Raw genomic sequence first — 24,384 nt, 5'->3', positions numbered from 1 at the left:
TCGACCGCCGTTATCTCGTGCCGCCCCTTTCCGGAGAGACTCGATGTTCACGCACGTCATGATCGGCAGCAACGATCTGGACCGGGCTCGGGCCTTCTACGATTCGACTTTCGCCGCATTGGGGGCCGAGCCCGGCGAGATGGATGCCAGAGGCAGGCTGATCTATTTCCATGAAGGCGGTCGACTGATGGTCACGAAGCCCATCGACGGCAAGCCGGCAACCGCGGCCAACGGCGGAACGATCGGTATCGCCGCGGCAAGCCGCGACCATGTTCTCGCGTGGCATCAGGCCGGTACGCAGCATGGGGGCACCGCGATCGAGAGCCCGCCCGCAGAACGTCCGAACGGGGCGTTCGTCGCCTACCTTCGTGATCCCGATGGCAACAAGCTCACCGCACGGACCCTGCCGGCGAAGTGAGGACAATCGCGGCCGCGTGGGCGTGGGCGGGGGCTTATGCCGGGCGTCGACGCGTGGGCGGTCACGACCGTGCGCGACGGGTATCGGGCGCGTCAGGCCCGGCCCACCTGTGGGCCCGACGTCCGGATCAGATCCGGCAGGCGCCTTCGAGCGCCGTGTTCTCGGCCTCGGTGAAGATCCGCGAGCGAATGAGGAAGCGCCTGTCGCGGCCGTTCTCCAGGGAGAACATGCCGCCGCGGCCGGGCACCACGTCGAGGATCAGGTGGGTGTGCTTCCAGACCTGGAATTGCGGGCGGCTGATCCAGAAATCGGCTCCTGCCACCTGGCCGAGATGGACATCGCTGTCGCCGGTGAGGAAATCGCCCACCGGGTAGCACATGGGCGACGAGCCGTCGCAGCATCCGCCCGATTGGTGGAACATCACCGGCCCGTGCTCGGCCCGCAATTCCTCGATCAGGGCGATGGCGGCCGGTGTCGCCGTGACCCGCAGGGGCGTTCCGTCCGCGCCGACCTGTTCGGCGGTGGTCGCTTCGATCGTGCTCATGGAACGCTCCCTCCTGTCGTATGGCCCCGGCCGGGGGATGTCCCGAGCCGGGGTGTTCGATCACGCCGCCTTCTTGGCCGCGGCGTCGCCGTAGAAAGTGCCGCCGGCCTCCGCCATGCGCAGGAGGTTGTCCGGCACTGCGAACCGCGCGCCGTGCCTCGCCTCCAGGCCCTGGGCCAGGGCGACGAACGCCTTCGCGCCCATGAAGTCGATGTAGGACAGGGCGCCGCCGGTGAAAGGGGCGAAGCCGAAGCCGAGGATGGAGCCCACATCCGCCTCGCGCGGGTCCGTGATCACGCCTTCGCCCACGGTGCGGGCGGCCTCCAGGGCCTGGACCACCAGGAGCCGCTGCTTCAACTCGGTGAAATCGACGTCGTCGGGATCGATTCGCGTCGTCTGCAGCTCCGCCAGTCCGGGCCAGAGCTTCTTCGAGGCGCCTTCCGGATAGTCGTAGAAGCCTTTCCGGTTTTTGCGCCCGAGCCGGCCCTCGCCCTCCACCAGGCTGGTGAGCAGCGCCTTCTGGGCGGGGTCGATCGCCTCGGCGCCGAGCTGCGCCTCGGTGGCCTTGACGATCTTGAGGGCGAGGTCGACGGCGACCTCGTCGGTGAGGGAGAGGGGGCCCACCGGCATGCCCGCCTGGCGCCCGGCATTCTCGATCATGGCGGCGGGAACGCCCTCAATGAGCATCTTGTGGCCCTCGTAGAGATAGGCGCCGACGCAGCGGTTGGCGAAGAAGCCCCGGCTGTCATTGACGACGATGGGCGTCTTCTTGATCGCGCGGACATAGTCGAGGGCGGTGGCGAGCGCCGCGTCCCCGGTCTCCTCGCCCTTGATGATCTCCACGAGCATCATCTTCTCCACCGGCGAGAAGAAGTGGATGCCCACGAAGTTTTCCGGTCGCCGTGACGCCTTGGCGAGGCCCGAGATCGGCAGGGTGGAGGTGTTGGAGGCGAAGATCACGTCCTCGCCGATCACGGCCTCGACCTTGGCGATGACCTCGGCCTTCACCTTCGGGTCCTCGAACACCGCTTCGATCACGAGATCACAGGACGACAGGTCGGCGTAATCGGCGCTGGTGGTGATGCGCGCCAGCAGCGCTTCGCGGTCGGCGGTCTTGGCGCGGCCCTTGTTGATCTGGTCGGTGACGAGCTTGTGGGCGTAGGCCTTGCCTTTCTCGGCCGCTTCCGTGGACTGGTCGAGGAGGACGACCTCCATCCCGGCATTGGCGCTGACGTAGGCGACCCCGGCCCCCATGAAACCGGCGCCAACGACGCCCACCCGCTTCACGCTGGTCTTGGCGATCTCCTTCGGCCGGCGCGCGCCCTTGTTCAACTCGCCCATTGAGATGAACAACGTGCGGATCATCGCCGCCGCCTCCGTCGAGCGCAGGATCTTGGCGAAATACCGGCTCTCGACCCGGAGGGCGAGATCCATCGGCAGCTGCAGGCCCTCGTAGACCGAGGCGAGGATGGCCTTGGCGGCGGGATAATTGTCGTGGGTCTCGCGCCGGTAGATCGCGTTGGCCGGGGGCCAGATCATCATGCCGGCGGGCGAATAGACCTTGCCCGAGGGGGCCTTGAACTTCGGCTGGTCCCAGGGGGCCACGGGCGAGCCGCCGGCCCTGATCCAGGCCTTGGCCTTCTCGACGATCTCGTCCTTGCCCGCCACCTCGTGGACGAGGCCCATGTTCTTGGCCATGAGCGGACGGATCTGCTCGCCCTTGAACAGCATCTGCAGGGCGTCGCCCGTCTGCATCAGGCGGGGGACGCGCTGGGTCCCGCCGGCGCCGGGGAACAGCCCGACCTTGATCTCGGGCAGGCCGACGCGGGTCTTCGGATCGTCGGACAGTACCCGGTGGTGACAGGAGAGCGAGAGCTCGAAGGCGCCGCCGAGGCAGATGCCGTTCACCGCCGCCGCGAAGGGTTTGCCGCAGGTCTCCAGCTTGCGGAAGACCAGGGTGAGCTTGCGCGATTCCTCGAAGAAGTGGCGCATGGCCTCCTCCTCGCCCTTTTCGGATTTCAGCTTCTCGTAAGCCTGACCGAGGCCCTGGAGCATGGTCAGGTCGGCGCCGCCGGAGAAGTTGTCCTTGCCCGAGGTGATGACGCAGCCCTTCACGGCGGGGTCGGCCACGACGGCGTCGATGACCTGATGCAGGTCGCTCATCACCCTTTCGGTGAAGACGTTCATCGAACGGCCGGGCATGTCCCAGGTCGCGAGCGCGATACCGTCGGAATCGACCTCGAAGCTGAAGTTCGTGAGATTCATGTCTGATCCTTTTGGGGTCGGCTTGAGGCGTGAGGCTATTAAGACGTTTTAAAAATTTGGCCTGGATAAGGAATGCCAGGATCGAAAAGGTGGATCAGGGAAACTTATCGAATGTTGGCGCGAAACGTCTGCCAGGGATGCCGCGACGGCGCCGATCTCGACTTTACGTTTACCATGGCGTTCCAACCCATCCTCGATCTCGACGCTCAGCGCGTATGGGGATACGAGGCGTTGGTGCGTGGTCCCGAAGGCCAGTCCGCCGGCTCGATCCTCGATCGCGTCACCGAGACGACGGTCTATCGCTTCGATCAGGCCGCGCGGGTGCGTGCCATCGAGCTGGCCGGGCGCCTGTTCCCCGTGGACGACGAGACCAAGCTGTCCATCAATTTCATGCCCAATGCGGTCTACGAGCCGGCGGCCTGCATCCGCTCCTCGCTGGAGGCGGCGCGCAGGGCCGGATTCGCCCATGACCGGATCATGTTCGAGTTCACCGAGAACGAGAAGTTCCGGGACATCGACCATGTGAAGCGCATCGTCGCCGAGTATCGCAAGCAGGGCTTCCTCACCGCTCTGGACGATTTCGGCGCGGGCTTCGCCGGCCTCAACCTCCTGGCGAACTTCCGTCCCGACCTGATCAAGATCGACATGGAGCTCCTGCGCGGCATCGACACGGACAAGGGCCGTCAGATCATCACGGCGGGGATCATCTCCATCGCGCGCCAGCTCGGCGTCTCGGTCATCGCGGAGGGTGTCGAAACGCGGGGCGAACTCGAGACCCTGCGCGGGCTCGGGGCGACGCTGTTCCAAGGCTATCATTTCGCCCGCCCCCAACTCGAAGCCCTCCCGAGTGTCGCCGGATTCGAGGCACGGGAGCCGCGCCTCGCCGCCTTGGCGTCGTAGCGCTCTCCACGCAACGCCCGCCGCGCCGCCTTGGCTGGACGCTCTGCGCCATCATTCTCATGCAGGGCCACCGGACGGTGGCGGCCCTGCAATCGGTCTCTCCGCAGGAGTTACCCCAATCGGCTTCGACTTCCCGGCCGGGTTCTACTTGGCCGGCGCCGTTCCCGGCAGCGGCGGTGCGCCCGCCGGCCTGTCGCCGGCCGAGGCGATGGCCAGCATGTTCAGGATCTTGGTGACGGCGCCCTGCGAGATCACCGTGACGGTCGAGGCCGGGTCCGAATTGATAGCCTGGAACTTCTGGTAGATCTTGTCGTCGTAGATGCCGCTGAGATGCTTGAGCTCGTCGAGATTGAACTTCTCGGCATAGGCCTTCGACAATCCCTCGATCATGACCTCGCGCTGCTTGTCGAACTCGGCGCGAACCTCCTTGCGGATGGCCTCGGCCTTGTCCTCGGGCATCGGCTGCACGGTCTTTTCCAGAGCGCCGGTGAACCCGGTTTCGAGGTTCTTGATCAGGGTCTTCTGAACCAGATCCTTGGCGACCGCGATGCGGTCGGCGGCGTCGTCCGCGCGGGCGGCGAAGGGTACGCAGAGCGCGGTCGTCAGCATCAGGGTCGCGAGAAGGCGTGTCATCGTGGCGTGTCTCCCGGTGTTTATAATTGCGCCGCCGGCATCGGCGGCGGGAGTGCGCCGTTTAGCAGCGTTTCGAAGGGTTTGGGAGGGACGGCGCCCCATCACACCCGCTCGATGATCGTGGCGGTGCCCATGCCGGCGCCGATGCAGAGGGTGACGAGGGCGCGCTCCTTGCCGGTGCGCTCCAACTCGTCGAGCACCGTGCCGAGGATCATCGCGCCGGTGGCGCCCAGCGGATGGCCCATGGCGATGGCGCCGCCGTTGACGTTTACTTCGGACGGGTTGAGCTCGAAGGCCTGGCAGAAGCGCAGGACCACGGCGGCGAAGGCTTCGTTGACCTCGAACAGGTCGATATCGGCGATGGTCATGCCGGCGCGGGCCAGCACCTTCTTCGTCACGTCCACCGGGCCGGTGAGCATCAGCGCCGGGTCCGAGCCGATATTGGCGAAGGCGCGGATGCGGGCGCGCGGCTTGAGGCCGGCCTTCTCGCCAGCTTCCCTGGAGCCCACCAGCACGGCGGCGGCGCCGTCGACGATGCCCGAGGAATTACCGGCATGGTGGACGTGATTGACCGCCTCCACGTCGGGATGTGCGTCGATCGCCACGGCGTCGAACCCGCCCATCTGCCCCATCTGGACGAAGGAGGCCTTCAGCCCGGCGAGCGACTGCATGTCGGTGGAGGGGCGCATGTGCTCGTCGGTGTCGAGCAGGGTGATGCCGTTGACGTCGCGCACCGGGACGACGGAATCCCTGAACCGCCCGTCGGCCCAGGACTTGGCCGAACGCTTCTGCGACTCGACCGCGTAGGCGTCGCAATCGTCGCGGGAGAAGCCGTATTTCGTGGCGATGAGGTCGGCCGAGACGCCCTGGGGCATGAACCACGACTTGATCGCGATCGCCGGGTCCACCGGCCAGGCGCCGCCCGAGGCGCCGAGGCCGACGCGGCTCATGGATTCGACGCCGCCGCCGATGGTGAGGTCGTGCTGGCCCGCCATCACCTGCGCGGCGGCGAAGTTCACCGCGTCGAGCCCGGAGGCGCAGAACCGGTTGATCTGCACGCCGGGAACGTGGTCGCCGTAATCGGCCACCAGGGCCGCCGCGCGGGCGATGTCGCCGCCGGCCTCGCCCACGGGATCGACGCAGCCGAGGATGACGTCGTCCACCTGGCGCGTGTCGAGCCCGTTGCGCTCCCTGAGGGCGCGCAGGGCCGTCTCGGCGAGGCGCAGGGCCGTCACCTCGTGCAGGGCGCCGTCCGGCTTGCCGCGGCCGCGCGGCGTGCGGACGTGATCGAAGATGAAGGCCTCGGGCATATGCGCTTCCTTGTTTCCTGACCCTGGCGGCTCGGGCTCGGACCCGCCCCGTGTGACCGCCGGATTCAAAAGTTTCGCGGGTCCCCTCTCCTGGAAGGAGAGGGACAGGGTGAGGTGTGTGACCTATCCGGCGATGGACCACACCTCACCCCAACCCTCTCCTTCCAGGAGAGGGGGCTCCACAGTGCTTCGAGGCCGACCGAGCAGTTGTCGATGTCCCGACGAGGGTGGCGTCCCCATCGGCACTTGTGAACAGGACGACCCTCGCGGAAGCGGGGGGACATTCGTTGCATCGCTCTAAAACGCCTCGGCGCCGAGCGCCATGGTCGTCTCGGCCCCGGCCTTGATCCGCGCGAGCCGCAGGGCGGTCTCGGGCAGCGTCCGCTCCATGTAGAAGCGGCCGGTGACGAGCTTGTCGTCCATGTCCTGCGCACGACCGTCCGCGATCCGCGAGAGCGCCGCCTTGGCGATCCGGGCCCACATGTAGCCCATGGCGACGAGGCCGAGGAGGTGCATGTAGTCGGTGGCGCCGGCCCCCGCATTGTCGGGCTTGGAGAACGCATTCTGCATGAACCACATGGTGGCGCCCTGCAGGTCGTTCAGGCCGGCCTGGAGCGGCGCGGTGAACGGCGCCATGCCCTCCACCTCGGCATGGTCCTTGATGAAGGCCTGGACCTCGCCGAGGAAGCCCATCATCGCCCGGCCGCCGTCCTTGGGCAGCTTGCGGCCGATCAGGTCCATGGCCTGGATGCCGTTGGCGCCCTCGTAGATCATGGCGATGCGGGCATCGCGCACGAATTGCGACATGCCCCATTCCTCGATGTAGCCGTGGCCGCCGAAGAGCTGCTGGGCCGCCACCGCGTTGTCGAACCCCTTGTCCGTGAGCACGCCCTTCACCACCGGGGTCATCAGGCCCATGTGATCCTCGGCCTTCTGGCGCTCGGCCGCATCGTCGGAGCGGTGTCCGATATCGGCCTGGAGCGCGGTCCACAGCACAAGGGCGCGGGCGGCCTCGTTGAAGGCGCGGATCCCCATCAGGGTCCGGCGCACGTCCGGGTGGACGATGATCGGGTCGGCGGCCTTGTCGGGGGCCTTCGCCCCCGTCAGCGAGCGGCCTTGGAGCCGGTCTTTCGCGTAGGCCACCGCGTTCTGGTAGGCGACCTCCGACTGGGCGAGACCCTGGACGCCCACCGCGAGGCGCGCCTCGTTCATCATCACGAACATCGCGTTGAGGCCGCGATTCTCCTGGCCGACGAGCCAGCCCCTGGCGCCGTCGTAGTTCATGACGCAGGTGGAATTGCCGTGGATGCCCATCTTGTGTTCGAGGGAGCCGCAGGAAACGCCGTTCCGCTCGCCCACCGAGCCATCCGCATCGACGAGGAATTTCGGCACCACGAACAGGGAGATGCCCTTCGTGCCGGCCGGCGCGCCCTCGATCCGGGCGATGACGAGATGGACGATGTTCTCCGACAGGTCGTGCTCGCCGGCCGAGATGAAGATCTTGGTGCCGGTGAGGCTGTAGGAGCCGTCGCCGTTCGGCACCGCCTTGGTCTTGAGGAGCCCGAGATCCGTGCCGCAATGAGGCTCGGTGAGGTTCATGGTGCCGGTCCAGGCGCCTTCCACCATCCTGGGCAGGTAGGTCGCCTTCTGCTCCTGAGACCCGTGGACGAGAAGGGCGGCCATCGCTCCCTGCGTCAGGCCCGGATACATCGTCAGCGCCAGATTGGCCGACGAGGCGAATTCCGAGATCGCGGTGTTGATCGTGTGCGGCAGGCCCTGGCCACCGTACTCCTCCGGCACGGCAATGCCCATCCAGCCGCCCGCGGCATAGGCGTCGTAGCCGGCCTTGAACCCGTCCGGCGTGGAGACGCTGCCGTCGGCGTGCCGGGTGCAGCCCTGCCTATCGCCGATGGCATTGAGGGGGCTAAGCACCTCCTCCGCGAGCTTGGCACCCTCGGTGAGGACGGCCTGGATCAGGTCGGGCGACGCATCGGAAAACCCGCGCAGGTTGTTGCGGCCGTGGAAAGCGAAGACGTCGTCGAGGAGAAACTGAACGTTCTCCACCGGTGCCCGGTAACTCGGCATCTCGTCGGTCCTCCGCCTGTCCCACCGCGTGCTCGATTCGGCTCGGAAGCCACGGCGCGCTTGATGGTTCATATATAAACTATCGTGGTGGGCAGGGAAAGGGGGCCTCTTCCTGCGTCGCCATGAGGAGATATGGCCAGTTTGGCACAGGACTTAACCGGCTGTTTACCAAGAGTATCAAATGTCGTGGGCAATCGATCCGTTTGCCTGCCGCTGCGACACTTCCACGTTGCACAACGACACGTCGGATTGGGTCACGGACCTCGCTGCCCCGGGTTTGACGATGAAACGCAACGCCACGCTCAACCTGGACGAGTTCGACCCGGAAGTCCTCGACGCCGCGCGCGACGTGGCGCGCCGCGCCGGCGTGCCGGTGGAGGCCTGGATCGCGTCGATCGTGTCGCCGGATCAGAAGCCCAAGGCGCGCCGTTCCCGCACCTCCTCGTCCATACAGCATCCGGTCCGGCCCCGCCCGGAAGGTCAGGCCACGTCGCCGGTGACATCCGTCCCGGTGGAGATCGCCGCCGTTCCCGAACCCTCATCCGACGTCGGGCCCGCTCCGGGATCCTCCCCGAAGGCCGAGCCCGCCGCCGAAATCGCTGCCGCCACCGAAGTCGCTTCCTTTGCTGAAGTCGCTTCCCCCGCCGAAGTCGCTTCCCCCGCCGAAGTTGCCGCCGCCGCGCCGGATCCGACCGAGCCGTTCACCACCTCCATCGCCGAGATGATGCGGCGTCTCGACCAGATCGACCACAAGATCGGTCAGGACCAGCAGGCCTCGCAGGAGACGGCGACGAGGGCGATCGAGGAGATCGAGGCCCGGATCAGCACCGTTCTCGATGCCGGCCTGTCCCCGGCGGCACAGATGGCCGAACGCCTGGGTCAGATCGAGCGCCGCATGGTCGAACTCGGTGAGCAGCTGGCGTCCCCGCGGCCGATCGGTCGGCGCGGCCGCCCGGCGGAGGCGGAGGTCCGCGATGCCGTCGCCGAGATCCGTCAGCGTCAGCGCGAACTCGATTCCGACGGGGCGCCCGCCCAAGGCAAGGCGAGCGGCACCGCTCTCCGGATGCCGTCGCCCGCCATTTCCGAATTGCAGGCCGAGACGAGCCGACTGCGCGAATCGATCGGCGGCCTCGCCACGGGTCGCGACGTCGGTGCCCTCGAACAGGCCATGCGCTCCCTCGTCACCGGGGTCCAGCGCGCTCAGGAGCCGGCCGACCTCGCCGCCATCGCGGCCCCGATCGAGTTGATCCGCGTGCAGGTCACCCGTCTCGCCGACGATGTGGCCGAGAACGTCCATGCCCGCGTCGCCAGCGACGTGGAGCGCCTCGCAGCGAAGGTCGACGGCGCGCTCAACAACAGCACGCCGGGCTTCGCCGACCGCGACGAGCTCGGCAACCTGTTCCGCGAGCTCGACGAGATCCGCCGCCTGATCGCCGCCCTGGCCGGGCCGGAGCGGATCCAGAGCCTCGCGCAGGGCCTCCAGGCCATCAGCGCCCAGATCACCGAGCTGCAGGGCGGCGACGGGACCAACATGGCCGAGCTGCGGCCCCTCCTCGAAGAGATCCGCACCGGATTGCGGACTCCTCAATCGGGGGGGATCGAGGAACAGATCCAGGCGATGGGCGCCAAGCTCGACGCCCTGCGGGAAGGCGCCTCCGGCGGCGGCGGCAACTCGGACGCGATCATCGTGCGCATCGACGCCCTGGCCGACAAGGTCGAGCGGGCCAGCGTCAATCCCGTCGGCGACCTGATCGGCCGTCTCGAAGACCTCGGCGAGACCCTGCGCCGGCCGGTCATTCCCGGCGGCGACCTCGCCTCGATCCACGGCATGCTCCACGACCTCGCCGAGAAGCTCGACCGTGTGGGCGGACCCGTCGGGCCGCGCGCCGAGGGGCTGGATGCCCTGGAGAAGCAGGTCCTGGCGCTCGCCAGCCGCATCGACACGCGGGACGCCGACCCGGCCCTCGCCGGGCTCGAGCGGACGATGTCCGATCTTTTGGCCCAGGTCTCGGCGCTGCGCGACGAGGCGCCGATCGAGGCCGCCGTCGAGCGTGCGGCACGCAACGCCGTCGCCGGGAGCATCGGCACCACCGGCGATACCGGGGAACTCGAACTGCTCAAGGCCAGCCTCGCCGACCTTCGCACGCAGCAGGCCGCCTCCGAGCAGCGGATGCAGGCGACCCTCGACGGCGTCCACTCGACCCTCCACAAGCTCGTCGGGCAACTCGGCGCCCTGGCGGATGGCGGAGCGCTCTCCGCCAGCCGCTCCCTATCGACCCATGACCTCGCCGAGCGCCTCGCGGTCGCCACCGGCCGTCTGGACGAGCGTGCGCCGATGCAGACCGGCGCCGGGCTTCGGCGTCCCGAGGCCCTGCGGGTCAGCCCTCCGACGCAATCCTTGGAACTCGGCCATGTGACGGACGAGCCCCTCGAGCCCGGCACCCGGCGCCCGAACTCGGGCCGGTCTGCTGCAGATGCCGTCGCGCCGAGCGAGAGCGACATCAAGACGAGCTTCATCGCCGCCGCCCGGCGCGCGGCGCAGGCGGCGCAGAACGAGGCGGCAGAGGCCGCCCGGTCGCCCGAGATGCGCGGCCGTTCCTCCTCCGACGCCGCCGCCGAAACCCCCGTCCCCGGGCGGGGTGCGCGGCTGCGCGCCGAACTCGACAAGCGCCGCAAGCCGCTGCTGCTGGGTCTCGCCGCCATCGTCCTGGCGCTGGGCGCGCTGCAGGCCATCAACACCCGCCGCACCGAAGCGAACGCGTCCGCCCCTCAGGTCGCCGCGACGACGGCCGCTCCGGCCGAGCCGTCCGAGAGCCCGGACAAGACCCCCACCGCCACGGTCGGCACGTCCACGGCAGGCACGTCCACGGCAGGCACGTCCACGGCAGGCACATCGGCGGCAGGCACCTCGAACGTCAGCACGGAAACGGCCGCCCGGCCGGACCCGGAGACCACCCAGTCGATTTCCGAAGCCGCCCCGCCGTCGGCCGTCCCGGTCACCGCTCCGGCCGAATCCGTGGCTCAACCGCTTCAGCGCTCCGTGCCCAAGGTCGCCGCGCTGCACAGCCTGGCAGGCGATCTCGCGGCCGTGCCCACCGGACTTGCGCAGCTTCGCAAGGCCGCTCTCGACGGCGACGGCGCCTCCGTCTACGACCTCGCCGCCCGCGCCCTCGAAGGCCGCGGCATGCCCCGTGATTTCGCCGTGGCGGCAAAGCTTTTCGAGGCTCTGGCCGATGCCGGCTACGCCCCGGCGCAGTACAAGCTCGGCGGCCTCTACGAGAAGGGTTCGGGGGTGGTGCGCGACCTCTCCCAGGCCAAGCTCTGGTACGGGCGCGCGGCGGAGCAGGGCCATGCCCGCTCGATGCACAACCTCGCCGTGGTCTATGCCGAGAACCCCGCCGCGAACGGCAAGCCGGACTATACCACGGCCTCGCAATGGTTCCGGCGCGGCGCCGAATACGGCATGCGCGACAGCCAGTACAACCTCGCCGTCCTGTACGCGCGCGGCCTCGGTGTGCAGCAGGATCTCGTCCAGTCCTACCTCTGGTTCTCCGCCGCGGCGGCCCAGGGCGACGACGATGCGGGCCGGAAGCGCGACGACGTCGCCGCGAAGCTCCCGCCGAAGGATCTCGTCGTGGCCCAGAAGCTGAGCACCGCCTTCAAACCAAAGGCGTCGGTCCCGGCCGTGAACGAGCCTCCCGCGCCGACCGGCACCGGGGTGGACGGGTCGATGAGCCTGATCGGCGCTCCGCCCCCCGCCGCGCCGGTGCCCGCGCCGCGCCGCAGCACGGGCGCATGACATCGGCCGCGCGTGATAGCGACGCGCATGGTCGGGAAGGACGCCGCGCCAGGGCGAAATGGCGTTTTAAATGAAAGCCTTATCCGGTTTTCGGAGGGGCGGCCGCGCGTCGGCGGCGTGGCGTCGGGTCGTCGTTTCGGGCGGTCGCAACCGTGTATATGATCGAAGCCGATGCGGTCCTGCCTCCCGGGTCGCGGATAACGGAGCCGGAGATTCGATGGCGCGTGTGACGCCCATACCGACGTCAGCCCTCGTTCTCGGCGTCGCCGGCCTCATTCCCTTTCTGGGTTTCGCAGTTCTCTCCCTCAGCGGCAGCGATGGCGGTCTCGGCAATGTCGGGCTGGCCCCGCGCACCATCCTCTCCACCTATGGCGCGGTCATCGCCTCGTTCCTCGGCGGCATCCGCTGGGGCGCGGCCGCGTCGGGCGACGCGGGCGGGCGCGACTACGTCATCGCCATCCTGCCCTCTCTCATCGCCTGGGCGGCGCTCGCCTGTCCCGTGCCGTGGGACCTGCGCGTGCTGGGGCTGCTCGTCCTCGGCTGGGGCTTCATCGATCTCGACCTCGTCCGGCGCTGCCTCGTTCCGAGCTGGCTCGGGCGCCTCCGCCTCATCCTGTCGGTGGTGGCCGGCTGCGCCCTGCTGATCGCGGCGTGAGGATTCAGGGCCGGTCGGGGCTCAGCCGCGCGAGATAGCCTTCGGCCTCGTCCCAGGACTCGGCCGTGCCGGAAAAGCCGACATAGCCGTCGGGCCGGACGAGGATCAGCCGGTCGCCGTCGGGCGGGCGTCGCGGCGTCGGCTCGACGAGGGCGGGAAACTCCGCGGTGAACGTGGCGCCCCGTACCGTATCCGCCGCGTAGAGGACGAAGAGCGGCACCGATCCTGAGCCGGGGGGCTTTCCGTCATCCTGCGCCGGTGCCCAGCGCATCCCCGCCTCGGGGCCGTCAGAGAGCGAACTCCCGGCATAGGCGATCTCGACCTCGCTCATCGTAGCCGCCATCTTGTCCTGCACGGCGTGGAAGCCGAGCATGAAGCGGATCGCGAGGTTGCGCAGTCCCTGCGCCACGGGGTTCGAGAGGGTCGCCATATCGGTGAGCCGGCCGGCATTGCGCAAAACTATGTCGCCGACGGCGTTGCGCTCGGGGCTGTAGCTGTCGAGGAGGGACGGCGCGGCCTGTCGCCTCTCCACCATCGCCAGTTTCCAGGCGAGATTGATGGCATCCTGCATGCCGGTATTCATGCCCTGGCCACCGGCCGGACTGTGGATATGCGCCGCGTCGCCGGCGAGGACGGCACGCTTCTGCGCGTAATGCGAGACCTTGCGCTCGTTGATGCGAAAATGCGTGAGCCAGACCGGATCGGCGACACGGAACCCGCCCGCCCGCCGGTCCGCCAGGGCCTGAACCTCGTCGAGGGTCGGATCCGGGCGCGGATGCGCCGGATCGGTCTTGCCGATCGCGGCGATCAGCCGTGCGCGGCCGCCGGGGATGGGGAAGACCACCAGCGGCCCGTCGCGGTGGAGATAAGTTGCGATCTCGTCGCCGGGCGGTGCGCCGTCGCCCTCCACGCGGATGTCGGCGAGGAGCCAGTCGTCCCCCTGGGCCGTGCCTTCGAAGGCGAGATCGAGCCCGTGCCGCACGGTGCTGTGCGCGCCGTCGCAGCCGATCAGCCAGGAGGCGGACACGCTCTCCTCGGCACCGTCCGCATGGCGCAGCGTCGCCTCGACGTGGCCGTCGGCTTGTCTGAAGCTCACGAGTTCCACCTCGCGCTCGACCGCGACACCGAAGGTGTCGAGATGGTCGATCAGCAGGCGCTCGGTCTCCCGCTGCGGGATCATGAGGGCGAAGTTGTAGGCGCTGTCGATCGCCTCGAACCGGGCATGGCCGAGGATGCTGCCGCCGCTGCGCAGGGTCGCCCCGTGGGCGCGCAGGCCGGTATCGAGGAAGGCCTGCTTGCAGCCCATCCGGTCCATGAGTTCGAGGGTGCGCGCCCAGACCACGAGGGCCTTCGAGGTCTGCGTCGGCCGCGGGCTCTTGTCGATCAGGCGGAGGCCGATGCCGTATCGGGCGAGTTCTGCGGCGAGGGTGAGGCCGACCGGGCCGGCTCCGACGATGAGCGCTTGAAGCATGACCGTGCCCTGTCTCCGCTGCGATTCGCATTCGCCGCGACTGTATCGGCATTCCGGGCTGGGGGCAGCGATGGAGACGACGACGACCGCGTGGTGGCTTCCGATCGCTTGCGGACTGGCTCCCCGAGCGCAGCCCCGCTGTTCTCGTTCGCCCCCGGCCGCTGCTCTCCTGACCGAAGCGCGACTTCATCCTGGGGCGCCGCGCAGTGGCCTCGAAGGAGCCCTTCCGTGCTCGCCGCGCGAGCTGGACCCCTCCTTCGAGGCCTCCGCAACGCTGCGGCGCTTCAGGATGAGGTGATGGGTGGGGACGGTCCATACTCCCCGGATCGTCGACCGATGGATCCGGTCGAGGACACCTGGAAATCAGGGCGGGCCATCCCGTACCACCGCAATCGTCGGCATTGATGGCCCGGCAGGATATGCCGCGCGGAACACCCTCGCGGTGCTGCGTTCTTCCCAAGCGCCGGATAGGGAACGAGATTCTCCGCTGCGACCGTCGGCAGCGTTCTTGCAATGCAGGCGTGTATTACTGGGAAAGGCGTGCCGCCATGTCCATCGGCCTCAACGGAGTATCCGCTCCGGGAGCGAGCTACCCCGTCCGCCCGACATCGTCCGGATCGAAGGACGCGTCGGCGAAGGACGACTTCCTGAAATATGCCAAGATGACGCCGGCCGAGAGGATCCGGGAACAGATCCTCAAGACGATGGGCCTCACGGAGGAAGCGTTGGCTGCGATGCCGCAGAAGGAACTCGAAAAGATCAACCAGGCGATCAAGGAGAAGATCGAGGAACTGGTGAAGCAAGGCCGGGAGACAATCGTCGGGGCCTTCGCCGACATCAAGGCCTGACGGGACGGCTCCCTATCGGTCGGCGCTCAATCCCGCGCCAGCATCGCCTTGCCGATGGCGAAGACCCGGCCGTCCCCCAGCAGATGCGCCGTGAAGCCGGCCGGAAACAGCGGATCGAAGGCCGGGTTGCGCACGTTGAGGCCGCCCGCATAGGCACCGAACGCCGGCATCACCAGCCGCTTCCCATCGGTGACGAAGCAGCGGCGGCGAACCGCGCGGCCGCGCATGGCGACCTTGCCGCAGGGATGCAGATGGCCGGCGATCTCCCCGTTCGGTGCATCCGGCGCCGGCTCGTGCCGCAGGGTCAGGCCGCCCAAAGCCAGCGTCTCGGCATAGCGCCCGCCGACGCCCTCCGACACGGCATGGTCGTGGTTGCCGGCGATCCAGACCCAGTCCCGGCCTTCCTGCAGGGCGGCGATCATGGCGCGGTCGCCGGGCTCCATCCGCTCGGGGCCGCGCGCATCGTGGAAAGAATCGCCGAGCGCGACGACGCAGGCCGGATCGAAGCGGGCCACCGCCTCGTGCAGGCAGGCCAGGGTCTCGCGGGTATCGTAGGGCGGCAGGAACTGGCCCGAGCGCGCGGCAAAGGCCGAGCCCTTCTCCAGATGCAGGTCGGAGACGATCAGGGTCCGGTGGGCGGCGAGCCACAATCCACCGCAGAGGTCGAGGGTGAGGGCTTCGCCGGCCAGCGTCAGGCCGGGGGTCTTGATGGTCCGTTCGAGTTTCTGGCCGAGCGCCAAGATCGCATCCTCTAATTCGGGGAAGGGGCGCGTCACCGAATTCTCACCCGAGCGCCTCTTCGAGAAGCTGCGCCTCGGCCTCCGCCAGGATTTCGTCCGCGCCCTCGCCGTAGACCTTCTCACGCCCGATTTCGAGCATGACGGAGACGGAGAGCGGCGAGACGCGATCCAGTGCCTTGTGGGTGATTCGCCCCTGGATGCGCCTCAACATCACGCCGAGGCGGGCCACGTCGAGGAGTCCGGTTGCCGCATCCTGCCGCGCGGCGCGCAGGAGGAGGTGGTCGGGCTGGTGCTTGCGCAGCACGTCGTAGACGAGGTCGGTGGACATGGTGACCTGCCGCCCGGTCTTCTTCTGGCCGGGATGGCGCCGCTCGATCAGCCCGGCGATGACCGCGCATTGGCGGAAGGTGCGCTTCATCATCGAGGATTCGTCGAGCCAGGCTTCGAGATCGTCGCCGAGCATGTCCTGGGCGAACAATTCGGCCAGGAAGCCGGGCTCGCGGGCGATGGCCTCGCTCACGTCGCGGGTCATCCAGACGGCGATACCGTAATCGTTGGCGGCAAAACCCAGCGGACGCAGGCGGGCACGTTCCATGCGCCGGGTGAGGAGCATCCCCAGGGTCTGGTGGGCGAGGCGGCCCTCGAACGGGAACGCCGTGAGGTAATGGCGGCCCCCGCGCGGAAAGGTCTCCACCAGCAAACCCTCGGGCCCGGGCAGGATCGAGCGCTGGCGCTGGAGCAGGAGATAATCCGCCACCTGTTTCGGCAGCCGGTCCCATTCGAACGGATCGGCGATGAGGGCGCGGACGCGGGCGGCGAGGAAGGTCGAGAGCGGGAACTTCGCCCCCGCATAGGAGGGAATCGCCGGGTCGGTGCCGGGGCCCGCCCGCGTCGCCAGGGCCTCATCCTCGGACAGGCCCTCGAAGCGCAGCACCTCGCCGGCAAAGAGGAAGGTGTCGCCCGGCGTCAGGGTATCGGCGAAATCCTCCTCGATCTCGCCGAGCACGCGCCCGCCCTTTGGCAGGATGGCGCCCGGCTTGCCGCGCACGCCGCGGGCGAGGCGCACCTTCACCTTGGCGGATTCGACGATGGTGCCGACATTCATGCGGTATTGCTGGGCGATCCGCGCATCGCGCACCCGCCACAGCCCGTCCGGCCCGCGCAGGATCTTGGCGAAACGCTCGTAGGCCCGCAGCGCGTAGCCCCCCGTCGCCACGTAGTCGACCACCGCCTCGAAATCCTCCCAGGACAGTGTCGCGTAGGGCGCCGCCGAGACGATCTCGTCGTAAAGCTGCAGCGGATCGAACGCATCGGCGCAGGCCATGCCGAGGACGTGCTGGGCGAGGACGTCCGGCGCGCCGAGGCGGGCATCCGGCGTGTCCTGGGCCGCCGCCTCCACCGCGTCGAGGGCCGCCTGGCATTCGAGGATCTCGAAGCGGTTGCCGGGGACGAGATAGGCTTTCGACGGCTCGTCCATGCGGTGGTTGGCGCGCCCGATCCGCTGCATGATCCGGCTCGCCCCCTTCGGCGCGCCGATGTTCACCACGAGGTCGACGTCGCCCCAGTCGATTCCGAGATCGAGGGTGGCGGTGCAGACGATGGCCCGCAATTGCCCGGCCGCCATGGCCGCCTCCACCCGCCGCCTCTGGCTGGCGTCGAGGGAGCCGTGATGGAGCGCGATGGGCAGCGACGCCTCGTTGATCCGCCAGAGTTCCTGGAAGGTGTACTCGGCCTGGAGCCGGGTGTTGACGAAGACCAGCACCGTGCGGTGCGCCTGGATCAGGTCGTAGATGGCCGGCATCGCCTGGCTCGCGGTGTGGCCGGCGAGCGGCAAGGTCAGGCCGGTATCGAGCAGGTGCAGGTCCGGGGCCGCGCCGCCTTTCACGACGACGAGATCGGCCATGGCTGGCACGGGCTCCCTCCCCCTTGTGGGAAGGGTTAGGGGTGGGGGTGGCTCCGAATATGGCGCGACCTCTTCGGCACCACCCCCACCCCCGACCCCTCCCCACAAGGGGGAGGGGGGGCGCGTCTGCGGCACCAGATACCGCCGCAGATCGTCCGGCTCGCGCACGGTGGCGGAGAGGCCGATGGCCGTGAGGTTCGGACTGAGGCGGTGCAGACGCGCCAAACCGAGCGACAGCAGGTCGCCTCGCTTCGAGGTGACGAGGGCATGCAGCTCGTCGAGGACGACGCAGGAGAGGTTTGCGAACAGGTCCGACGCCTCGCGGTGCGCGATGAGCAGGGCGAGCTGCTCCGGCGTCGTCAGCAGGATGTCGGGCGGGCGCTCGATCTGGCGCGTGCGCTTGTGCGAGGGGGTGTCGCCGGTGCGGGTCTCGACCCGGATCGGCAGGCCCATCTCGGCGATGGGCGCTTCGAGGTTGCGGGCAATGTCGACGGCGAGCGCCTTCAGGGGCGAGATGTAGAGGGTGTGGAGCCCCCTCGGCTTCCGCGAGGGCGCGCGCTCGGACAGGGCGACGAGGCTCGGCAGGAAGCCCGCCAGTGTCTTGCCGGCCCCCGTCGGCGCCACCAGCAGGGCCGAGCGCCCGTCGCCGACGATGCGAAGAAGCTCGATCTGATGCGGCCGGGGTGCCCATCCGCGCGAGGCGAACCAGGCCTCGAACCGCGCGGGGAGGGAGCCCTCAGGCAAGAGTCATCAGGCCAGAGCCATCAGGAACCGGTCGATCAGTTCGAGGGCGCGCTCGGTCATGGCGCCGGGATAACGCACGAAGACGTGGCAGCCGCCGGGATAGATCGCGGTGTGGCCGCCATTGCCGGCCGCCGCCCAGCGCGACGACATGTAAAGCGTGTCGTCCAGCAGGGGATCGTGCGTGCCCACCGAGAACAGTGCCGGGGGCAGGCCCTTCAGGTCGGCATAGAGCGGCGACACGTCGGGCCGGCGCCGGTCGATGCCGTCGCGCACGTAATCGTTGGCGAAGGTGGTGAGGTCCTGGGTGTTCACCACGAGGCGGGTCTCGCCCCAGTTGCGCACGCTGGGCGTCAGGCCGAGATCGAAGAATCCGGCGTTGAGGTTCGCGCCGCGGAAGGCGCGGGGCAGGTTGTGCCGGTCGCGCAGACGCAGGAGCGTCATTACGGCGAGATGGGCGCCCGCCGATTCCCCGCCGATGGTCAGCGCCGAGACGCCGAACTCGGCCTTGCCCGGGCCGGCGAGCCACAGGGCCGCCGCCTCGCAATCCTCCAGCGCCGCCGGATAGGGGTGCTCGGGGGCGAGGCGGTACTCGACGGAGAGACAGACGAAGCCGCAGGCATCGGCGATCCGCTCCAGCCACGGATCCTGCTCGTCGGCGGCGCCCCAGACCCAGCCGCCCCGGTGGATGTGGAGATAGGCGCCGCGCAGCTTCTTCCATTTCCGGGTGTCGGGGCGGATCAGCCTGAGGGAGAGCGGCCCGTCGGGGCCGTCGATGACCACCGTCTCGGCGCGGGCGCTGCGGGGCATCGCGGGGGAGGCCTGGGTGCCCTGGCGGCGACGCGCGCGGACTTCGGAGATGGGGATCGACCACGGATCGGCCTGCGCCGCATGGGCCGCGACGATCTCGGCGTTCAGGCGGTGGGTTTCCGGATCGATCGTCGCCGGGTCGAAGAGGGCGTGGTCGATCATGGAACGGTTCGTCTCATCCAGGGTGGGGCCGAAGCGGCATTCGGGCGGGCGCGTCGAATGTGGGCGAAGCCCGCACCGATGCCAGTCGCCGTGCCGGCACGAAACGGCCTAACGCCCCAATGGACAGACGGTTTCGTTCGGGTGTGTCGCATCGGTCACGCTTCCGCCGGGTTCGCCGGCTTCAGAGAAGCCGATGAGGCCCCATATGTCCGAGAGAGTTCAGCCGTCGGACCACGGCCAGAGGATGACAGCATGATCGTCGACAACGACCCCCGCCGACAGGGACCGTACCAGGGCCGTCCCCCCGTCGGGAGTGGCTATTCCGATGGAGAACCGCGTTCGGCCCTGCGGCGCTTCCTCGGCGGTTCGCCCATGGCGGTCCTGGTGAAGCTGCTGTTCCTGTCGGTCCTCGTCGGCGCCATCATGGCGACGTTGGGCGTCACGCCCGGCCTGCTGTTCTGGCACATCTACGATGCTGGCCGTGCGCTCATCGACCTCGGGTTCGAGACCTTCCACGATTTCGGCCGCTGGATCCTCGCCGGCGCCGTGGTGGTGGTGCCGCTCTGGCTGCTGTCGCGGTTCCTGTCGGTGTCGAAATAGGCAGGCCGGATCGTACCGTTGCAATGCGCATGAAAAAGGCCGGCGTTCCCGCCGGCCTTTTTCCAGTTCGAAGCCTGTCGACGACGATCAGCGCTGGACGATGACCTTCGCGCCGACCTTGGCGCGGGTGTAGAGGTCGGCCACGTCGTCGTTGGTCATGCGGATGCAGCCCGACGAGACGGCGGTTCCGATCGTCTCCGGCTCGTTAGAGCCGTGGATGCGGTAGATCGAGCCGCCGAGATACATGGCGCGGGCACCGAGCGGGTTCTCCATGCCGCCCTTCATGAAGCGCGGCAGGTCGGGGCGGCGGCGCAGCATCTCGGCCGGGGGACGCCAATCGGGCCATTCCCGCTTCATGGTGATCGTCTGGGTGCCGCCCCAGGTGAAGCCGGGACGACCGACGCCGACGCCGTAGCGCAGGGCCTGACCGCCGCCGAGCACGTAGTACAGCCGGCGCTCGGCCGTGGAGACGACGATGGTGCCGGGAGCGTAATTGCCGCCGAAGGCGACCTGCTCGCGCTGGATCGCCGACATCTGCGGCACGGCCGAGGCCATCGGGTCGGCCGGGTTGAGGGAGGCGTTGGCGGTGGGGACCGCCACGTCGGCAGGGGCGGGCTCCGCCTGCGGACGCACGCGCAGCACCAGCGCGTTGTCCAGGGGCTGGCGGGTGAGGGGGTCGATCTCATAGGCGGCGGCGGGCGAGGCCCAGGCACCAACCATGCAGACAAGCCCGGACAGGGCGGGGGCGATACGGCGCATCAAAGCCTCTCGAAGGCAGGCGAAACGTTGGGGAAACACGGTCGGTAACGCAACGCAGGATACCGTTTTCCGATCGCCAAGACGTAAACGCTGCCGCCCCAAAGCCAAGCTGAATTCGCGATGAAGCGATGGTTGCGGCCGGGTCGTGACTCCGTGGCCACAGTGTGGCGGCTTAGCCGTAGGAGAGGGATTAATGCCGCGCTCGGATGTCCGGCGCGGAACCTTTCACGATGGCCAGTGGCGAGGTGGCCCCGGGTGTCGCGGTAGCGCTACGCCGCGTCGAGGCCGAGATCGATGATCGGCGCGCTGTGGGTGATCCAGCCGCTGGAGATCAGGTCGACGCCGGAGGCGGCGATGGCGCCCACGGTGTCGCGGTTGATCCGGCCTGACGCCTCGGCGATGGCGCGCCCGTCGATCATCCGCACGGCCTCGCGCAGCTGGTCCGGGCTCATGTTGTCGAGGAGGACGGCATCGGCGCGGACCGACAGGGCTTCCGCCAACTGATCCAACGTATCGACCTCGATCTCGATCTTCACGAGGTGCCCGGAATAGGCCCGCGCCCGCTCGATGGCCGGAACGATCCCGCCGGCCACGACGATGTGGTTGTCCTTGATGAGCACCGCGTCGTCGAGGCCGTAGCGGTGGTTGGAGCCGCCCCCGGCCCGGACGGCATGCTTCTCCAGGGAGCGCAGGCCGGGCGTGGTCTTGCGGGTGCAGACGATCCGCGCCTTGCCGTGCGGGCGGGCCGCCTCCACGAGGCCGGCGGTGGCGGTGGCCACGCCCGACATCCGGCACAGGAGGTTCAGCGCCACCCGTTCGGCGGTGAGGATGGCGCGGGCCGGACCGTCGAGACGGATCACCACGTCACCCGGCGAGACCCGCGCCCCGTCCCCGCGTTCGACGATGACCGACACGGCCGGGTCGATCAGCCCGAACGCGATGACCGCCGCGTCGACGCCGGAGATGACTCCATCCTGTCGGGCCGCGATGACGCCGGAGAGGCGGGCATCGGCGGGCACGATCGCGTCGGTGGTGATGTCGCCGGCCCGGCCGAGGTCTTCCAGCAGCGCCGCGCGGACGATCGGCTCCACGAGGAGGCGGGGGAGGGGGACGAGACGGGCATCGCTCATGGGGGCGCTCGTAAGAGGGTCGTTGAAAAGGGGACGACTGTCCCCGTCGTCCGATCTAGACCGGCGCGGCCGCATCGGCCGAGGCGGTCTCCGCGATCCGCCAGACCTCGGTCAGAGTCACTTCGCTGTGGCGGGCGGGTGCCTGATCCGGGTGGTCGCTGCGCCAATGGGCGCCCCGGCTCTCGAGGCGGGAAAGGGCGGAGGTCGCGACCATCAACCCGGTGAGGGCCGCGTCCGAGCCCAGCTTCGCCGCCGGCGCCAGATGGCGCAGGGCGTCGGCCAGGCCATCCGCGTCGCGCACCACCCCGACCTGGGCTTCCATGACCCGGCGGATCCCGTGGAGATCGGCCTCGTCGTGCCGGCGCGGCTCGGCCATCGAGGCCGGACCGGGGGCGGGGGTGGAAGCGATACCCTCGGCGATCCAGGGGGCGAAGGCCATCGCCTCGAGGAGCGAGTTGCTGGCGAGGCGGTTCGCGCCGTGCAGGCCGGTGGAGGCGACCTCGCCGCAGGCGAAGAGGCCGGGCACGGTGCTGGCGCCGGTGCCGTCCACCTTGATGCCGCCCATGTGGTAATGCGCCGCCGGCTGCACGGGGATCGGCTGGCGCTGCGGGTCGATGCCGGAAGCGGCGCAGAGACCGGCCACGGTGGGGAACCGCGACGCCATGCGAGCGCCGAGGGCACCGCGGCAATCGAGGAACACCTCGGTGCCGCGCCGTCTCGCCTGGAAGAGTGCGCGGGCGACCACGTCGCGGGGGGCGAGATCACCCCCGGCGATGCCGGCCATCACCGGCTCGCCATCGCTGTCGATCAGTCGCGCGCCCTCGCCGCGCAGGGCTTCGGTGGCGAGCGGCATCGGGTCCAGCCCCACCGAGATGGCGGTGGGGTGGAATTGCACGAACTCCATGTCGCGCAAGGTGGCTCCCGCTCGCGCAGCGAGCGCCAGCCCCCGGCCGGTGGCGCCGCGCGGGTTGGTGGTGGAGGCGTAGAGGGAGCCGAGACCGCCGGTGGCGAGTACGACCGACCGCGCGGCGAGCCGCACCATGGCACCGTCGCGCTCGCAGACGAGTCCGGCGACGGCGCCGCTCTCGTCCTGCATCAGGCCGCGCACATTGGCCACCAGGATCTCGATGGACGGCGTCAGCGCCACGGCCTTCAGTAGCGTGTCGAGCACCATCCGCCCGGTGGAATCGCCGCCGGCCCGGACGATGCGGCGGCGCGAATGCGCCGCTTCGAGGCCGAGCGCCAGGGCGCCGGCGGCGTCCCGGTCGAACGGCGCGCCGAGGCCGACGAGCCAGTCGATCAGACCGGGGCCGGCTTGCGCCACGCGCAGGGCGACGGCCGGGTCGGTGAGCCCGGCTCCCGCAGCTTCGGTGTCCGCCGCATGAAGTGCCGCGGCATCATCCTCGGCCATGGCGGCGGCGATGCCGCCCTGCGCCCAACCGGTCGCCGTACCGCTTCCCAGGGGAGACGCGGTAACGAGGGTGACCGGGCGGGGGCTGAGCCGCAATGCCGTGGCGAGGCCGGCGACGCCGGCCCCGACGACGATCACGCGGTCCGAACCGGGAAGGGTGAAGGAGAGCGGGGAATGCGCGTTCATCGCGGCCGCACCGCCAGCATGCGCTCCACCGCCGCGCGAGCGCGCTCGGCCAGTTCCGGCTCCACCGTCACCTCATGGGTGAGGGTCTCCAGCGCATGGCGGATGTTCCGCAGCGACATCCGCTTCATATGCGGGCACAGGTTGCAGGGCTTGATGAACTCGATATCCGGATTGGCGGCGGCGATGTTGTCGCCCATGGAGCACTCGGTCACGAGCACCACCTGGCGCGGCCGCTTCTCCGTGACGAAGTTCATCATCATCGCCGTCGAACCCGAGAAGTCCGATGCCGCCACCACGTCGGGTGGGCACTCCGGATGGGCGATGACGGTGACGCCGGGATAGCTCTCGCGCACCTCGTCGATATCGGCGGGGGTGAACTGCTCGTGGACCTCGCAATGGCCGGCCCAGGTGAGGATCTCCACCTCGGGCACCAGCACCTGAACGTTCTGCGCCAGGAACTCGTCGGGAATCATCAGGACGCGCGGCGCATTGAGCGAGCGCACCACGTCCACAGCGTTGCCGGATGTGCAGCACACGTCCGATTCCGCCTTCACGGCGGCGGAGGTGTTGACGTAGGTCACGATCGGCACGCCGGGATATTTTTCGCGCAGTCCTCGCACGTCGGCGGCGGTAATCGAATCGGCGAGCGAACACCCGGCCCGCATGTCGGGGATCAGGACGGTCTTGCCCGGATTGAGGAGCTTGGCCGTCTCCGCCATGAAATGGACGCCGGCCAGCACGATCACGTCGGCATCCACGTTGATAGCTTCGCGGGCCAGCGCGAGGCTGTCGCCGACGATGTCCGACACCGTGTGGAAGATCTCCGGAGCCTGGTAGTTATGGGCGAGGATCACCGCGTTGCGGGTCTTCTTCAGCTCCAGGATCGCCGCGACATCGTCGGCCAGGGCCGGCCATTCGATGGCCGGGACGTGCCGGCTCACGCGGGCGTAGATCTCGGGCAGGGGCAGGGTCGAAACCCGGTCGATCGGAAAACTCGTGGCCGCCATGGACGCG

The 24,384-nt window shown here is 69.1% G+C and carries 19 protein-coding genes; 6 read left to right on the top strand and 13 right to left on the bottom strand.

The window, feature by feature from the left end:
- Nucleotides 1-43: 43 nt before the first annotated feature.
- Nucleotides 44-418 (top strand): VOC family protein, encoded by a 375-nt coding sequence (locus tag K368_RS0100625; RefSeq protein ID WP_027170695.1) that lies wholly within the window; start codon nt 44-46, stop codon nt 416-418.
- A 127-nt stretch (nt 419-545) separates the two neighbouring features.
- On the opposite strand, the gene K368_RS0100620 is transcribed toward K368_RS0100625, so the two are convergent.
- Both K368_RS0100620 and K368_RS0100615 read right to left on the bottom strand, forming a co-directional pair.
- Complete coding sequence (locus K368_RS0100620) at nt 546-962, bottom strand: DUF779 domain-containing protein (protein WP_027170694.1); 417 nt, start codon at nt 960-962, stop codon at nt 546-548.
- Nucleotides 963-1,022: 60 nt separating this feature from the next.
- Nucleotides 1,023-3,227, bottom strand: coding sequence for a 3-hydroxyacyl-CoA dehydrogenase NAD-binding domain-containing protein (locus K368_RS0100615; protein WP_027170693.1), 2,205 nt, complete (start codon nt 3,225-3,227; stop codon nt 1,023-1,025).
- Between the two features lie 111 nt (nt 3,228-3,338).
- Between K368_RS0100615 and K368_RS0100610 the strand changes: the two genes are divergently transcribed.
- Nucleotides 3,339-4,127: an EAL domain-containing protein gene (locus K368_RS0100610; RefSeq protein ID WP_027170692.1), complete on the top strand. Its 789-nt coding sequence runs from the start codon at nt 3,339-3,341 to the stop codon at nt 4,125-4,127.
- Nucleotides 4,128-4,271: 144 nt separating this feature from the next.
- Here the strand turns inward: K368_RS0100610 and K368_RS0100605 are convergent, their stop codons facing one another.
- The 3 genes from K368_RS0100605 to K368_RS0100595 all read right to left on the bottom strand — a co-directional run bounded on the left by K368_RS0100605 (nt 4,272) and on the right by K368_RS0100595 (nt 8,155).
- Nucleotides 4,272-4,760: a hypothetical protein gene (locus K368_RS0100605; RefSeq protein WP_027170691.1), complete on the bottom strand. Its 489-nt coding sequence runs from the start codon at nt 4,758-4,760 to the stop codon at nt 4,272-4,274.
- Nucleotides 4,761-4,861: 101 nt separating this feature from the next.
- Nucleotides 4,862-6,070: an acetyl-CoA C-acetyltransferase gene (locus K368_RS0100600; protein WP_027170690.1), complete on the bottom strand. Its 1,209-nt coding sequence runs from the start codon at nt 6,068-6,070 to the stop codon at nt 4,862-4,864.
- Between the two features lie 297 nt (nt 6,071-6,367).
- Entirely contained in the window at nt 6,368-8,155 is a 1,788-nt protein-coding gene (locus tag K368_RS0100595) for an acyl-CoA dehydrogenase C-terminal domain-containing protein (protein ID WP_027170689.1), read from the bottom strand.
- Between the two features lie 283 nt (nt 8,156-8,438).
- Here K368_RS0100595 and K368_RS0100590 point away from each other — a divergent pair, with 283 nt between their 5' ends.
- Both K368_RS0100590 and K368_RS0100585 read left to right on the top strand, forming a co-directional pair.
- The gene (locus K368_RS0100590) at nt 8,439-11,954 is read left to right on the top strand and encodes an SEL1-like repeat protein (RefSeq protein ID WP_027170688.1); all 3,516 of its coding nucleotides are present in this window, start codon (nt 8,439-8,441) and stop codon (nt 11,952-11,954) included.
- 217 nt (nt 11,955-12,171) lie between these two features.
- Nucleotides 12,172-12,609, top strand: coding sequence for a DUF3429 domain-containing protein (locus K368_RS0100585; protein ID WP_027170687.1), 438 nt, complete (start codon nt 12,172-12,174; stop codon nt 12,607-12,609).
- Between the two features lie 4 nt (nt 12,610-12,613).
- Here K368_RS0100585 and K368_RS0100580 read toward each other — a convergent pair whose 3' ends face one another.
- Complete coding sequence (locus K368_RS0100580) at nt 12,614-14,080, bottom strand: FAD-dependent monooxygenase (protein WP_027170686.1); 1,467 nt, start codon at nt 14,078-14,080, stop codon at nt 12,614-12,616.
- Between the two features lie 548 nt (nt 14,081-14,628).
- On the opposite strand from K368_RS0100580, the gene K368_RS0100575 reads away from it, so the two are divergent.
- Complete coding sequence (locus K368_RS0100575) at nt 14,629-14,928, top strand: hypothetical protein (RefSeq protein ID WP_036265831.1); 300 nt, start codon at nt 14,629-14,631, stop codon at nt 14,926-14,928.
- A 26-nt stretch (nt 14,929-14,954) separates the two neighbouring features.
- Here the strand turns inward: K368_RS0100575 and pdeM are convergent, their stop codons facing one another.
- The 3 genes from pdeM to K368_RS0100560 are packed head-to-tail and all read right to left on the bottom strand — an operon-like array spanning nt 14,955 to nt 19,284.
- Entirely contained in the window at nt 14,955-15,668 is a 714-nt protein-coding gene (gene pdeM, locus K368_RS0100570) for a ligase-associated DNA damage response endonuclease PdeM (protein WP_027170684.1), read from the bottom strand.
- Nucleotides 15,669-15,711: 43 nt separating this feature from the next.
- A complete protein-coding gene (locus K368_RS0100565; RefSeq protein ID WP_027170683.1) occupies nt 15,712-18,315 on the bottom strand; it encodes a ligase-associated DNA damage response DEXH box helicase in 2,604 nt (867 codons plus the stop codon).
- 6 nt (nt 18,316-18,321) lie between these two features.
- The gene (locus tag K368_RS0100560; protein ID WP_027170682.1) at nt 18,322-19,284 is read right to left on the bottom strand and encodes an alpha/beta hydrolase; all 963 of its coding nucleotides are present in this window, start codon (nt 19,282-19,284) and stop codon (nt 18,322-18,324) included.
- Nucleotides 19,285-19,536: 252 nt separating this feature from the next.
- On the opposite strand from K368_RS0100560, the gene K368_RS0100555 reads away from it, so the two are divergent.
- The gene (locus tag K368_RS0100555) at nt 19,537-19,884 is read left to right on the top strand and encodes a DUF6460 domain-containing protein (RefSeq protein ID WP_027170681.1); all 348 of its coding nucleotides are present in this window, start codon (nt 19,537-19,539) and stop codon (nt 19,882-19,884) included.
- 87 nt (nt 19,885-19,971) lie between these two features.
- Here the strand turns inward: K368_RS0100555 and K368_RS0100550 are convergent, their stop codons facing one another.
- From K368_RS0100550 to nadA, 4 genes are all read right to left on the bottom strand, one after another.
- Nucleotides 19,972-20,643, bottom strand: coding sequence for a L,D-transpeptidase (locus tag K368_RS0100550; RefSeq protein WP_027170680.1), 672 nt, complete (start codon nt 20,641-20,643; stop codon nt 19,972-19,974).
- Nucleotides 20,644-20,912: 269 nt separating this feature from the next.
- Nucleotides 20,913-21,773, bottom strand: a complete 861-nt coding sequence (gene nadC / locus K368_RS0100545; RefSeq protein WP_027170679.1) for a carboxylating nicotinate-nucleotide diphosphorylase — start codon at nt 21,771-21,773, stop codon at nt 20,913-20,915.
- 55 nt (nt 21,774-21,828) lie between these two features.
- Complete coding sequence (locus tag K368_RS0100540; protein ID WP_027170678.1) at nt 21,829-23,370, bottom strand: L-aspartate oxidase; 1,542 nt, start codon at nt 23,368-23,370, stop codon at nt 21,829-21,831.
- On the bottom strand, nt 23,367-24,377 hold the full coding sequence (gene nadA / locus K368_RS0100535) for a quinolinate synthase NadA (protein ID WP_018042201.1): 1,011 nt from the start codon (nt 24,375-24,377) through the stop codon (nt 23,367-23,369). Before nadA ends, K368_RS0100540 begins: the two co-directional genes overlap by 4 nt.
- Nucleotides 24,378-24,384 lie beyond the last annotated feature (7 nt).

The sequence above is a fragment of the Methylobacterium sp. 10 genome, assembly GCF_000519085.1.
Taxonomy (GTDB): domain Bacteria; phylum Pseudomonadota; class Alphaproteobacteria; order Rhizobiales; family Beijerinckiaceae; genus Methylobacterium.
The sequence above is the reverse complement of the archived record's forward strand: the minus strand, read 5'-3'. Positions and strand labels throughout refer to the sequence as shown.

Excerpts from the sequence above, each read along its gene's own strand:
- K368_RS0100625 (WP_027170695.1), top strand. The coding sequence starts at position 44 with ATGTTCACGCACGTCATGATCGGCAGCAACGATCTGGACCGGGCTCGG.
- K368_RS0100620 (WP_027170694.1), bottom strand. The coding sequence starts at position 962 with ATGAGCACGATCGAAGCGACCACCGCCGAACAGGTCGGCGCGGACGGA.
- K368_RS0100615 (WP_027170693.1), bottom strand. The coding sequence starts at position 3,227 with ATGAATCTCACGAACTTCAGCTTCGAGGTCGATTCCGACGGTATCGCG.
- K368_RS0100610 (WP_027170692.1), top strand. The coding sequence starts at position 3,339 with ATGTTGGCGCGAAACGTCTGCCAGGGATGCCGCGACGGCGCCGATCTC.
- K368_RS0100605 (WP_027170691.1), bottom strand. The coding sequence starts at position 4,760 with ATGACACGCCTTCTCGCGACCCTGATGCTGACGACCGCGCTCTGCGTA.
- K368_RS0100600 (WP_027170690.1), bottom strand. The coding sequence starts at position 6,070 with ATGCCCGAGGCCTTCATCTTCGATCACGTCCGCACGCCGCGCGGCCGC.
- K368_RS0100595 (WP_027170689.1), bottom strand. The coding sequence starts at position 8,155 with ATGCCGAGTTACCGGGCACCGGTGGAGAACGTTCAGTTTCTCCTCGAC.
- K368_RS0100590 (WP_027170688.1), top strand. The coding sequence starts at position 8,439 with ATGAAACGCAACGCCACGCTCAACCTGGACGAGTTCGACCCGGAAGTC.
- K368_RS0100585 (WP_027170687.1), top strand. The coding sequence starts at position 12,172 with ATGGCGCGTGTGACGCCCATACCGACGTCAGCCCTCGTTCTCGGCGTC.
- K368_RS0100580 (WP_027170686.1), bottom strand. The coding sequence starts at position 14,080 with ATGCTTCAAGCGCTCATCGTCGGAGCCGGCCCGGTCGGCCTCACCCTC.
- K368_RS0100575 (WP_036265831.1), top strand. The coding sequence starts at position 14,629 with ATGTCCATCGGCCTCAACGGAGTATCCGCTCCGGGAGCGAGCTACCCC.
- K368_RS0100560 (WP_027170682.1), bottom strand. The coding sequence starts at position 19,284 with ATGATCGACCACGCCCTCTTCGACCCGGCGACGATCGATCCGGAAACC.
- K368_RS0100555 (WP_027170681.1), top strand. The coding sequence starts at position 19,537 with ATGATCGTCGACAACGACCCCCGCCGACAGGGACCGTACCAGGGCCGT.
- K368_RS0100550 (WP_027170680.1), bottom strand. The coding sequence starts at position 20,643 with ATGCGCCGTATCGCCCCCGCCCTGTCCGGGCTTGTCTGCATGGTTGGT.
- nadC (WP_027170679.1), bottom strand. The coding sequence starts at position 21,773 with ATGAGCGATGCCCGTCTCGTCCCCCTCCCCCGCCTCCTCGTGGAGCCG.
- K368_RS0100540 (WP_027170678.1), bottom strand. The coding sequence starts at position 23,370 with ATGAACGCGCATTCCCCGCTCTCCTTCACCCTTCCCGGTTCGGACCGC.
- nadA (WP_018042201.1), bottom strand. The coding sequence starts at position 24,377 with ATGGCGGCCACGAGTTTTCCGATCGACCGGGTTTCGACCCTGCCCCTG.